The organism is Rhodococcus sp. S3 (assembly GCF_058211795.1).
The window spans coordinates 1836606-1848463 of the sequence record NZ_CM177074.1; the positions used below are offsets into that span (position 1 = coordinate 1836606).

Here is an 11858-nt window from a genome sequence, read left to right on the forward strand (position 1 = left end):
GTCTCGGGATGGGAGTTGCGGGTGTCGGGTTCGACCTCGTGTCGGTGCCGGAGTTCGCGGAGCAGCTGAGTCGGACGGGAACGACGATGCTGGCGAACTTCACACCGGGTGAGCGTCGCGACGCGAACACCCGCAGCTCCGATCCCGCCCGTCACTTCGCCGCCCGGTGGGCGGCGAAGGAGGCGGTGATCAAGGCGTGGTCGGCGTCGCTGTTCGGCAGTCCACCGGTGTTACCGGAGACGATCCATCAGCAGATCGAAGTGGTCTCGGACGCGTGGGGTCGCCCGAGCATCCGGCTGCACCGGCAGGTCGCCGAGAAGCTGACCGGCGTCCGGATCCATGTGTCGTTGACCCACGACGGTGACATGGCCGGCGCGTTCGTCGTCCTCGACGAGGACGACCGGCGTACGTAGATGTGGGGACTCAGGCCGAGGGAGCGCGAGCTTCCTCGGCCTGATCCGTTTCGGTGTCCTGCCGGTCGGCTTGTTCGCGTGCGGATTCCTCGCGCTCCTCGCGGCGCTTGCGTCGCTTGGCCTGGGCGCGTGAGTCCTGTTCGGCGATCTGCAGATAGGCGACCATGATGCGCTTGAGCTCGACGACGGCGTCGGCGTGGGTCTGGTCGTCCTGCACCGAGAAGTTGAGCATCGAGTACACGATGTGGACGAGCACCTCGGCCATGAGCTTGCGGCGCGGCCGCGGGGTGTCCGGGGTGAGCGGCGCGAGCATCCGCGCGACCTGCTCGGCGAACTCGCGTTCGTGGATGGCACCGGTGGCCCGGGTGGACGGGGTGGACTGCATCGCGAGCCACACCTCACGGCGTGACGGATCGGTGGTCCACAGTCCGGCGAGGTGGTCGACGAAGCTGTTGAGGAAGCGCAACCAGTCGACGGACGGGATCTTGCCGTTGAACTGGGCGAGTTCGCTCTGGACGCCGACGAGGTCCTGACGGTTGAGCTCGCACACGATCACGTATTTGTTGGCGAAGAACTGGTAGAGCGTGCCGATGGGGACGTCGGCGCGGGACGCGACCTCCTCACAGGTGAACGACTCGAAGCCGACCTCGGTGAGCAGTTCACGCGAGGCGGCCAACAGGGCGTCGAACTTGCGGCGGCTCCGCTCCTGGGTGGGCCGCCGACGCGGCACGAGCTCCTGGGGCTCGGCCTGAACCTCGAGCGCCGGATCGATCCGGCGCGGGGCGCGGCGGCCGTTCGTTGCTGACTCCACGCGCCCAGGCTAGCCGGACGTCCGTCCTTTCCCGAATACTTGTTGTGAGTCCGAGTGTCACAAACCGGGCAGCCACAGGTCACCGTGCGGTTCGCTGCAGAACAGTGCGGGGGCAGCGACCGGGCCGATCGCGGCCGGGGCAGTATGGCACGAGCAGGACCACCGTTTCGGTCTCGAACGACTGCCGGACCGAATCGACGTATTCATCCGACGTGCGGAGGACGGATCATGACAGCGACAGACACCGACGCGACGCAGCGCATCCGTGAGCGGATCCGGGAGGCGATGCCCGCCGCGCGCGACGACCTCGCGCGGCTCGTCGCGTTCCGTTCCGTCGCGGATCCGCGCCAGTTCCCGGTGGAGGAATGCGTCGGTGCGGCGAACTGGGTGCGGGATGCCTTCGCCGAGGCGGGAATCGAGAACGTCGAGACGATCGAGACCGCCGACGGCTCCCTCGCGGTGCTGGGTCACACACCCGCCCCCGAGGGCGCCCCGACGGTTCTGCTCTACAGCCACTACGACGTTCAGCCGCCCGGCGACGAATCGCTCTGGCACAGCGAACCCTTCATGCTCACCGAACGGGACGGTCGCTGGTACGGCCGCGGCGCCGCCGACTGCAAGGGCAACGTCGTCATGCACCTGCTCGCGCTGCGCGCGCTGCGTGTGGACGGCCCGCTGCCCGTCGGTGTCCGCATCGTCATCGAGGGTTCGGAGGAGATGGGTGGCGCCGGCCTCGACCACCTCGTCGCCGAACGACCCGAGCTGTTCGACGCCGATCTCATCGTCATCGGCGACAGCGGCAATGCCGGGGTCGGCCGGCCCACCCTCACCACGACGCTGCGGGGCATCGCGAACGTCGACGTCCACATCGAGACGCTGAAGGGCGAGATCCACTCCGGGATGTACGGGGGAGCGGCACCCGACGCGCTGGCCGCGCTGATCCATCTGCTCGGCACCCTGCGCGACGAGCACGGCAACACCGTCGTCGATGGACTGGACTGCACCGCCACCTGGGACGGTGTCCCGTATCCCGAGGACCGTTTCCGCACCGACGCGGGTGTGCTCGACGGTGTCTCGCTGCCCACCTCCGGCACCGTCGCCGACGCGGTGTGGGCGCGACCGGCACTGACCGTCCTCGGTATCGACGCCCCGCCCGTGGTCGGATCGGCCGCGGCGGTCGTGCCGCGCGCGTCCGCGCGCCTGAACCTGCGCGTGCCGCCCGGCATCGACGCCCGCACCGCCCAGGACGCGCTCGTTGCCCACCTCGAGACGCACGTGCCGTGGGGCGCGCGCCTGCGCATCGACCGCGACGTCCTCGGCGAGCCCTTCCGGGCGGCGACGGACGGTCCCGGTTACGCCGCGCTGCGCGCCGCGCTCGAGACCGCCTACGGCCGGGAGGTCGGGACGGCCGGTCAGGGCGGCTCGATCCCGCTGTGCACCGCGCTGCAACGCGCCGTGCCGCGGGCCGAGATCGCCCTGATCGGCGTCGAGGAACCACGCTGTGTCATCCACGCGCCGAACGAGAGTGTCGATCCCACCGAGATCGAGAATCTCGCCGTGGCCGAGGCGTTGCTGCTGACCTCGCTGGCGCCGCGGTAACGCTGCCGGCCGAGCCGCCGGGCGTCAGACGGACAGGTCGCGGCGCAGCTTCGCCACGTGCCCGGTCGCGCGGACGTTGTACTGCGCGACCTCGACCTTCCCGTCCTCGTCGACGAGGAAGGTCGAGCGGATGACGCCGGTGACGGTCTTGCCGTACATCTTCTTCTCGCCGAAGGCACCCCACGCCTGGAGGGTGGTCTTCTCGGGATCCGACAGCAGCGGGAAGGTGAGCTGCTCGGCGTCGCGGAACTTCGCGAGCTTGGCCGGCTTGTCGGGCGAGATGCCGATCACATCGAGACCCGCCTCGTTCAGCTCGGCGAGACTGTCGCGGAAATCGCACGCCTGCTTCGTGCATCCCGGGGTGCTCGCGGCGGGGTAGAAGTACACGATGACCTTGCGTCCGCGATAGTCCGACAGCGACACCTCGTTGCCGTCGGCATCGGGAAGGGTGAAATCAGGTGCGGGATCGCCGGGGGCGAGTCTGCTGTTCTCGGTCATGAAGGCGACAGTAGTGGACCGTGCAGCCATTCCCGGTGCGCGTCCATTACCGTGGTCGCAGCACACTGCAGCGACCTTCTGGAGGACACGTGGCTAGGGACACCGAGGACATCGAGCGGGAGATCGAGAAGGCCCGCAATCAGCTCGCGAGCACACTCGACGAACTGAGTGTCCGCGCCAACCCGAAGAATCTCATGGAGAGCACGAAGCAGACCCTCATCGCGAAGGTGAACCAGCCGCAGGTGAAGAAGTACGCAGCGATCGCGGCCGGCACGGTCGTCGGGTTGCTGGTGCTGCGCAGGATCCTGCGCTGACCCGTCCGCTCCACCGCTTCACAGGACACCCACGCCGACCCGGCGTGGGTGTTCCTCGTTCCGGGACCGTCGCGAACGACGAAGGCCGGACACCGTTTCCGGTGTCCGGCCTTCGTGTTGTGCGCCATCAGGGACTCGAACCCCGAACCCGCTGATTAAGAGTCAGCTGCTCTGCCAATTGAGCTAATGGCGCGTGGCGATGTGTCTCCCGGTCGTCGTCCCGACGATGCGGAGGACGGGGTCACCGCCAGAACGAAGGCCGGACACTGGGTGTCCGGCCTTCGTGTTGTGCGCCATCAGGGACTCGAACCCCGAACCCGCTGATTAAGAGTCAGCTGCTCTGCCAATTGAGCTAATGGCGCTTGACGATCTGTTCCCGGGATGCCGTCCCAGCAACGAAGAGAACATTACACACCGTCGCGCGACGCGCCAAATCGCCTGGTCAGAATGTTTTCTGTAAGGTTGTGGATGTAACGGATCGGACGGTCGGAGCGATTGTCATTCGAACGTTACCGACGTACGGGGGAGTCGCGTCGGGTCGGCCGCAAGAGGGGCTGGCATCATCGTGTTCGGTGTTGTGACGTGCGTTTTCGGTGCCTTGGGGGAGGCGGGATCGGAGTATGGAAGTGACGGAGTCGAGTGCGGGGAACCCCCGGGGTCGTCGGGTACGGGGAATCCTCGGAGTGGTCGTCGTCGGCGTTGTTGCGTTCGTCACGGGATGCGCCGGAGGTTCGGGAACGGGCGCCGAGGAGGTGCCGATCGATTCCAATCCCGTGGCCGCGCTGATCAAGCCGACGGTGTCGTCGAGTGTGGCCGACGCCTCGGTCGGCTTCTCGCCGATCGATCCGGTGACGGTCTCGGTCGTCAACGGCAAGCTCGACTCGGTGACCCTGCTCAACCCGGCGGGCGAACCGGTGCAGGGCGAACTCGCCGCCGACGGACTCACCTGGGTGAACACCGAACCGCTCGGGTACAACCGCTCCTACACGCTCGAGACCGTCGCGTACGGACTCGGCGGCGCGACCACGTCGACGGCGTCGTTCACGACCTCGTCGCCGGCCAACCTCACCCAGCCCTACGTGCTTCCCGGTGAGGGTTCGATCGTGGGCATCGGTCAGCCGATCGCCGTGCAGTTCGACGAGAACATTCCGGATCGGCTCGCGGCCGAGGCGGCCATCACCGTCACCACGAACCCGCCCGTCGAGGGCGCCTTCTACTGGGTCAACAACCGCGAGGTGCGGTGGCGGCCGGAGAACTACTGGGTGCCCGGCACCGCCATCACCGTCGACGTGAACGTCTACGGCAAGGATCTCGGCGACGGCCTCTTCGGCCAGTCCGACGTCCACTCGTCCTTCACCATCGGCGACGCGGTGGTCATCACCGCGGACGACGTGACCAAGCAGGTCACCGTCAACCGCAACGGGGTCGACGTGATCACGATGCCGACCTCCTTCGGCAAGGACTCCTCGCCCACGCCCAACGGCGTCTACATCATCGGCGACCGGTTCGAGAACATGATCATGGACTCGTCCACCTACGGGGTTCCCGCCGACTCGGCGCAGGGTTACCGCACCCCGGTGGAATGGGCGACGCGGATGTCCTACAGCGGCATCTTCTTCCACTCCGCACCGTGGTCGCTCGGCGACCAGGGTGTGCGCAACGTCAGCCACGGCTGCCTGAACCTCAGCCCCGCCAACGCCAAGTGGATCTTCGACAACACCAAGCGCGGTGACATCGTCGTGGTCCGCAACACCGTAGGCGGTACTCTCCCCGGAACGGACGGACTCGGTGACTGGAACATCCCGTGGTCGACGTGGAAGGCCGGCAACGCTGCGGCGTGACGGGTGAAGGGGGATCGATGGCCGTTCGGGGGAGATGGTTGCGTGCTGCCTGCTGCGGTGCCGTGCTGCTCGCGGCCCTGACACCGACCGGGGCTGCGGCTTCGCCGGTGGGGCCGTCCGCGCCGACGCCGGGTTCGGTGGTCTCGCAACAGCCGCTGCCCGACGAACTGTCGGTGCCCGGTGCTGCCACGGCCACCAAGCTCGAATACTCCACCGAGTGGCGGTCCGGTGAGCCGACCCTCGCCACGGGCGCGTTGTTCCTGCCCGAGGGCGACGCCCCCGAGGGTGGCTGGCCCGTCATCGCGTGGGCACACGGCACGACCGGCGTGGGCGACGACTGCGCACTCACGACCCGCACGCCGCGTTCCGATCTCGAGCGGACCTATCTGCAGCACTGGCTCGATTCCGGGTACGCTGTCGTCTCCGCCGATTTCCCGGGTCTGGGCTCCGAGGGGCTCCACCGCTATCTCGACGGCCCCAGCGCCGCGAACAGCATCGTCGACATCGTCCGGGCCGCCCGCGACGGTGGGGCACCGCTGTCGGAGCGCTGGATCGTGATGGGGCAGTCGCAGGGAGGGCACGCGGCGCTGCACACCGCCGCGATCGCGACCTCCCGCGCTCCCGAACTCGACTTCCGCGGAACGGTCGCCACGGGCGCCCCGGCGAACCTCGAGCGGGCCTTCACGATCGGTGTCCCGGGCTTCCCCGATCCGGGCCTGTGGGGCCTGGTCAGCTTCAGCGGATACATCTTCGCCGGGTTGCGCGACGCCTACCCCGAGGCCGACGTCGAGGGCTACCTGACCCCGGTCGGCCGCGAGGTCGTCGATCGGGCCGAAGAGCTCTGCTACGACGATCTCGAGGAGTCGGTGCGCGACATCCCGGTCGGGGACCTGCTCGCGCGCCCGCTGGCCGAGGGCCAGATGCCGGCGCTGCTGGCCGACTATCTCGCCGCCCCGACGGACGGCTACGACCGGCCGGTCTTCCTCGCCCACGGAATCCACGACGTGATGGTCCCGTTGCCGCTGTCCGCGGCGCTCGCCGCCGACATGAAGGCCGCAGGGGCGGACGTCGACTACCGCGTCTACATGGCCGGGCACTACACGACGGTGGAGCGCTCCCGGGCCGACGTCGACGCCTTCGTGACGCGCTCGTTCGAATAGACCGGCCTTCGCGCCCCGAACCGGGCCGTGCGCGCGCTGCAGCGGCGGCGAACCCCGGTTCGGCGCGCGAGGAGCCCTGCGCGTGAGGAGCCCTGCGCGTGAGGAACCGCCGTGCGTGAGGATCCGCCGTGCGTGAGGATCCGCCAGGAACGAGAAAACCCCCGATCGGAAATCCGATCGGGGGCTCTCTTCGGGGTGAGTGACGGGACTCGAACCCGCGACAGCCAGGATCACAACCTGGTGCTCTACCAACTGAACTACACTCACCATCGCATCCGCCGGCAACCTCTCGGTCGCTTGCGCCTGCGGTACAGATACTAGCCTGACGAAGTCGAAAAAGACGAATCGGCTGGTCAGGCCGGTCCCAGGTCCTTCACGACGGCCGCGAGGTCGGCCGGAGTGGGGCCGGGAGGCGCCACGAACGCCGTGCGCCGGTAGTAGCGCAGTTCGCGGATCGACTCCTTGATGTCCGCGAGCGCCCGGTGCGACAGCCCCTTCTCCGGCTGACCGAAGTAGATGCGCGGATACCAGCGCCGGCACAGCTCCTTGATCGAGCTGACGTCCACCATCCGGTAGTGCAGATAGTTGTCGAGCTCGGGCATGTCGCGGGTGATGAACGCGCGGTCGGTCGCGATGGAGTTGCCGGCCAGCGGCGCCGTACCCGCCTCGGGGACGTGCTCGCGGATGTACGCGAGGACCTGCTTCTCCGCTTCGGCGAGGCTGACCGTCGAGCGGCGCACCTCTTCGGTCAGGCCGGATCGCTCGTGCATCTGCTGCACGACCTCCGGCATGTCGGCGAGGGCGTCGTCATCGGCGTGGATCACGATGTCCACGCCCTCGCCGAGCACGTTGAGATCACTGTCGGTGACCAGAGCCGCGATCTCGATCAGTTTGTCGCTGCCGAGACGCAGCCCCGTCATCTCACAGTCGATCCATACGAGTTTGTCCTGCACGACAGACAGACTATCGACCGGAGCTGCACCCACGAGGCGCGGCGTCGACGGTCCGGGACGAAACGGGCACCGTCACGCCTTCACGGAGACGGTGCGCGACGCTGCCGGACGGGCAGGACGACGTGCCGCCGGGGTGTGCTGACGGTCGAGGGTCCGCCCCTCCGAGGTCACTTCCGGGGCGGTGAACCGCCCCTCTGCGGTCACTTCAGGCGCGGTGAAATCGTGTCGAAGGAAGGACTCGGGGGAGTCGTCGAGGATCTCCATCCACGGTGCCGGCAGCGGCGGAGCGACGGTGCCGGTGAGCGTCGAGGGGTAGCTGTTGTTGCGGTAGCCCATGATGTCGCGCTTCTTGTCCTGCTTCCACTGCTTGAACACCTCGCCCTGGCGTTCGACGTGGAACTCGGGGTAGTCGGTGCGGTCGACGAGATCGCGGATGTAGGCGGCCTGGAAGTCGATGTCCTCCACCGGCGACGACAGCTTCTCCTCGCGTGCCCGCCAGTGGTCGATGTCCTGCTCGCGGGTGTCGACGTCGGGCAGGTCGACGCGGCCGAGCATGAAGTCGCGTGCGTACCAGGCCTGCGCGTCGAACATGTTGAACGTGAAGTACTGGTCCTGCGCACCGAGGTACATCAGCTTCGGGTTGCGCTGGAGGAAGATCCCCTTGTAGATGTCGCGCGGGTAGAGCCGGTTGCTGGTGCGCAGTGCGAGTTCGTCGGGCAGGAACGGGTAGTGGTGCTTGTATCCCGTGCACAGCACGATGGCGTCGACCTCGCGGGTGCTGCCGTCGCGGAAGTGGGCGACCTTGCCGTCGACGTGGGTGAGCAACGGCACCTCGGAGAACTGCTCGGGCCAGTCGTGACCCATCGGTGCGCTGCGGTAGCTGAAGGTGACCTGTTCGGCGCCGTACTTGATGCACTGCGTTCCGATGTCCTCGGCCGAGTAGCTGCTGCCGACGAGCAGCAGTCGCTTGCCGGTGAACTCGCGGGCGTCGCGGAAGTCATGGGCGTGCAGCACGCGTCCCGGGAACCGGTCGAGGCCGTCGAAGTGGGGGACGTGCGGGGTGGAGAAGTGTCCGGTGGCGACGACGACGTAGTCGAACTCGTCGGACTCCAGCGCACCCCGGTCGTGGTCCATCACCGTCACGGTGAACTTCTGCGTCTCGTCGGACCACTCGACCCACCGCACCGCGGTGTTGAACCGGATGTACTTGCGCACGTCGCTCTTCTCGACGCGACCCATGATGTAGTCGAGCAGGACGGCGCGCGGCGGGTACGACGGGATGGGGCGCCCGAAGTGCTCCTCGAAAGAGTAGTCGGCGAACTCGAGGCATTCCTTCGGGCCGTTGGACCACAGGTAGCGGTACATGCTCCCGTGGACGGGCTCACCGTGCTCGTCGAGTCCCGTGTGCCAGGTGTAGTTCCACATTCCTCCCCAGTCGGGCTGCTTCTCGTAGCAGACGATGTCGGGGATCTGCTCCAGACCGGCCTTTCGGGCTGCTTCGAAAGCGCGCAGCTGTGCGAGTCCACTGGGACCTGCTCCGAGAATGGCGATCTTGGGCGTCAATGTGTTTCTCCTGTGTTCGTGGAATATGTCGCGTAGTTCGTTGCTAGCACACGTCGTTGTTTTTGCGAACGATCCTTGCGTCGTCGACGGCACGGATTCTCGCGGAGAAAGTGCAGGTCAACGCGGTTCGCTGAGCGGGAAACCTCCCCGCTGCTGTTGTGAGGGGAATCACTGTAATGCGACAATTCTGGCACCCGATAATAATGGTCCTTCCGTGGGTTCGGCGGCCCGGTACCGTCGCGGTGGGCGAGGTCGAGGCCGGAGGGGGCGAGCATGACCGACAAGCCGGAGATCACCGCCGCGACCATCGCGGCCGGGTACGAGGTGATCGGCGAGGCGCTGGAACTGGGCACGGTGGTGCTCGACGGCGTCGCCGATCCCGACGCGCCGGTGCGCATCCCGCTCGCCACGCTCAATCGTCACGCGCTGGTCGCCGGTGCGACCGGCAGGGGCAAGACCAAGACGCTGCAGGTCATGGCCGAACAACTGTCGGCGGCGGGGGTGCCGGTGGTGATGGCCGACGTGAAGTCCGACCTGTCGGGTCTGTCGGCCGCCGGCGAGCCGGACGATGCGGTGCTCACCCGCGCGGCCGACACCGGTGACGAGGACTGGACGCCCACGGGACATCCCGTGGCCTTCTACTCGCTCGGCACCGAGGGGGTCGGTATCCCCGTCCGCGCCACCGTCACCTCGTTCGGGCCGATCCTGCTGTCGAAGGTGCTGGGGCTCAACGCCACTCAAGAGTCCACCCTAGGCCTGATCTTCCACTGGGCCGATCGCAACGGCCTGCCGCTGCTCGATCTCGCCGACCTGCGGCAGGTGATCCGGCACCTGACGAGCGACGAAGGGCGCGACGCACTCGACGATCTCGGTGCCGTGTCGCCCGCGACCGCGGGCGTCATCCTCCGTGCGGTCGTCAACCTCGAGAACGCGGGCGGGGAGGGATTCTTCGGCGAACCCGAACTGGAGGTCGAGGACCTGCTGCGGGTGATCGACGGTCAGGGCACGATCAACCTGTTCGAGTTCGGCGCCGAGGCCACCCGGCCGACGCTGTTCTCGACGTTCCTGATGTGGTTGCTCGCCGACCTGTTCCAGTCGTTACCGGAGGTCGGCGACGTCGACAAGCCGCGGCTCGTGTTCTTCTTCGACGAGGCGCATCTGCTCTTCACCGATGCGTCGAAGGCATTCCTGCAGCAGATCGAACAGACAGTGAAGCTCATCCGGTCCAAGGGCGTCGGCGTGGTCTTCTGCACGCAGTCGCCCACGGATATGCCCCGGAGCGTGCTGTCGCAGCTCGGAGCGCGGATCCAGCACGCGCTGCGCGCCTTCACACCCGAGGACGAAGCCGCACTGTCGAAGGTCGTGCGCACCTTCCCGAAGACCGACGCCTACGACCTCGCCGACGCACTGACCGGCCTGGGGACCGGTGAGGCGATCGTGACGGTCCTGTCCGAACTGGGTGCGCCCACCCCCGTCGCCTGGACGCGGCTGCGACCGCCGCATTCGCTGATGGGCACGGTGGGGGAGAGCGCGATGCGTGCGTCGGCGCAGGCGAACCCGCTCTACGGCAAATACGGCCGCACCATCGACCGGGAATCGGCCTACGAGAAGCTCACCGCCTCGGTGGTCGGGGCGACCGACGTCGAACCGGTCCCGGACGTGCCGTCGCAGGCACCGGACGACGCCGAGGTGTCGGTCGTGGAGCAGGTGCTCGGCAGTGCGGCTGTGCGCAGCTTCATCCGTTCGGCGGCGTCCGCGGCCGGCCGGGAGATCGGCCGGAGCCTCTTCGGCACGGGACGCCGCCGAAGGCGGTGAAGTGTTGCTGCCGCCGAAGGCGGTGAAATGGTGCTGCGTGTCAGTTGCCGCCGAGCTTCTTGTAGAACGCGCCGGCGATGGGGGCCGAGATCGACCGCGGCGAGAACTGACCGGCGGCCGACATGGCCTTGCTGATCACACCGGGCACGATGCGCATCCGGTTCGCGGCGAGCGCGTCGAGCGAGACCTTCGCGGTGTGCTCGCTCGAGATCCACAGGAAGTCCGGGACCAGCTTGTCGACGATCGACGCCTCGGCGGGGTCGGGTTCCTCGGTGCGCACCGGGCCGGGGGCGAGCAGCGTGACGTGCACGCCGGTGCCCTTGAGTTCGCCGCGCAGCGACTCGGAGAAGGTGTTGACGAACGCCTTCGTCGCGGCGTAGGTGGCATTGTTCGGGATCGGCATGTTGCCGGCGGCCGAACCCACCATGAGGATCGCGCCGGAGTTCCGCTCGACCATCTGCGGCAGCACCGCGAGGGTGAGGTCGTGCACGGCGACGGCGTTGAGCTCGACCTGTGCCCGCTCGTAGGCCGCGTCGAGCTCGGCGACCGCGCCGAAGGTGGCGATACCGGCGTTGTTGCACAGGATGCTGATGCGCCGACGTCCGAGTTCGTCGACGAGCGGTGTCCGTGCGTCACGGTCGGACAGATCGCACGCGCGCACCTCGACGGTCACGCCGTGCTGCGCGCGCAGGGTCTCGGCGAGCGCCTCCATCACCTCGCCGCGACGGGCGACCAGGATCAGCGAGTGGCCGCGGGCGGCGAGTTCGGTTGCGAGGGCCTCGCCGATGCCGGAGGACGCTCCGGTGACGACGGCACGGGCATCGGGATGGGGATTCGGCAGAGTCACAGTGGGTCAGCGTAGCGGCAGGCGCAGGAGTGGTGACCGGGCCC

Annotated in this window: 11 protein-coding genes and 3 tRNA genes; 6 read left to right on the forward strand and 8 right to left on the reverse strand. The window is 67.9% G+C overall.

The features are described 5' to 3' along the window. Positions 1-8: 8 nt before the first annotated feature. Positions 9-413 (forward strand): holo-ACP synthase AcpS, encoded by a 405-nt coding sequence (acpS, locus tag AC0LPE_RS08565; protein WP_016694405.1) that lies wholly within the window; start codon positions 9-11, stop codon positions 411-413. Positions 414-423: 10 nt separating this feature from the next. On the opposite strand, the gene AC0LPE_RS08570 is transcribed toward acpS, so the two are convergent. Then, entirely contained in the window at positions 424-1224 is an 801-nt protein-coding gene (locus tag AC0LPE_RS08570; protein WP_016694406.1) for a TetR family transcriptional regulator, read from the reverse strand. A gap of 228 nt (positions 1225-1452) precedes the next feature. Here AC0LPE_RS08570 and AC0LPE_RS08575 point away from each other — a divergent pair, with 228 nt between their 5' ends. Then, positions 1453-2823 carry a dipeptidase gene (locus tag AC0LPE_RS08575; protein WP_490606023.1) on the forward strand — a complete coding sequence of 457 codons (1371 nt, stop codon included), beginning with the start codon at positions 1453-1455 and terminating at the stop codon, positions 2821-2823. Between the two features lie 24 nt (positions 2824-2847). On the opposite strand, the gene bcp is transcribed toward AC0LPE_RS08575, so the two are convergent. Next, complete coding sequence (gene bcp, locus AC0LPE_RS08580) at positions 2848-3321, reverse strand: thioredoxin-dependent thiol peroxidase (RefSeq protein WP_016694409.1); 474 nt, start codon at positions 3319-3321, stop codon at positions 2848-2850. 89 nt (positions 3322-3410) lie between these two features. Between bcp and AC0LPE_RS08585 the strand changes: the two genes are divergently transcribed. After that, positions 3411-3635 carry a DUF3618 domain-containing protein gene (locus AC0LPE_RS08585; protein ID WP_016694410.1) on the forward strand — a complete coding sequence of 75 codons (225 nt, stop codon included), beginning with the start codon at positions 3411-3413 and terminating at the stop codon, positions 3633-3635. Between the two features lie 120 nt (positions 3636-3755). On the opposite strand, the gene AC0LPE_RS08590 is transcribed toward AC0LPE_RS08585, so the two are convergent. Both AC0LPE_RS08590 and AC0LPE_RS08595 read right to left on the reverse strand, forming a co-directional pair. Then, positions 3756-3828: transfer RNA gene (locus AC0LPE_RS08590), tRNA-Lys, on the reverse strand. Positions 3829-3924: 96 nt separating this feature from the next. Beyond that, positions 3925-3997, reverse strand: a tRNA-Lys gene (locus AC0LPE_RS08595). Positions 3998-4255: 258 nt separating this feature from the next. On the opposite strand from AC0LPE_RS08595, the gene AC0LPE_RS08600 reads away from it, so the two are divergent. Together AC0LPE_RS08600 and AC0LPE_RS08605 are read left to right on the forward strand one after the other, a co-directional pair. Continuing rightward, positions 4256-5476: a L,D-transpeptidase gene (locus AC0LPE_RS08600; protein ID WP_186455151.1), complete on the forward strand. Its 1221-nt coding sequence runs from the start codon at positions 4256-4258 to the stop codon at positions 5474-5476. Between the two features lie 17 nt (positions 5477-5493). Further along, positions 5494-6636, forward strand: a complete 1143-nt coding sequence (locus tag AC0LPE_RS08605; protein WP_229567854.1) for a lipase family protein — start codon at positions 5494-5496, stop codon at positions 6634-6636. Between the two features lie 194 nt (positions 6637-6830). On the opposite strand, the gene AC0LPE_RS08610 is transcribed toward AC0LPE_RS08605, so the two are convergent. From AC0LPE_RS08610 to AC0LPE_RS08620, 3 genes are all read right to left on the reverse strand, one after another. Continuing rightward, positions 6831-6903, reverse strand: a tRNA-His gene (locus AC0LPE_RS08610). A gap of 86 nt (positions 6904-6989) precedes the next feature. After that, a complete protein-coding gene (gene orn, locus AC0LPE_RS08615; RefSeq protein WP_016694413.1) occupies positions 6990-7589 on the reverse strand; it encodes an oligoribonuclease in 600 nt (199 codons plus the stop codon). Between the two features lie 72 nt (positions 7590-7661). Further along, positions 7662-9152: a trimethylamine monooxygenase gene (locus tag AC0LPE_RS08620; RefSeq protein ID WP_490606024.1), complete on the reverse strand. Its 1491-nt coding sequence runs from the start codon at positions 9150-9152 to the stop codon at positions 7662-7664. Between the two features lie 273 nt (positions 9153-9425). Here AC0LPE_RS08620 and AC0LPE_RS08625 point away from each other — a divergent pair, with 273 nt between their 5' ends. Next, a complete protein-coding gene (locus AC0LPE_RS08625) occupies positions 9426-10967 on the forward strand; it encodes a helicase HerA-like domain-containing protein (protein ID WP_490606025.1) in 1542 nt (513 codons plus the stop codon). Between the two features lie 40 nt (positions 10968-11007). Here AC0LPE_RS08625 and cmrA read toward each other — a convergent pair whose 3' ends face one another. Beyond that, entirely contained in the window at positions 11008-11814 is an 807-nt protein-coding gene (gene cmrA / locus AC0LPE_RS08630; RefSeq protein ID WP_016694416.1) for a mycolate reductase, read from the reverse strand. Positions 11815-11858 lie beyond the last annotated feature (44 nt).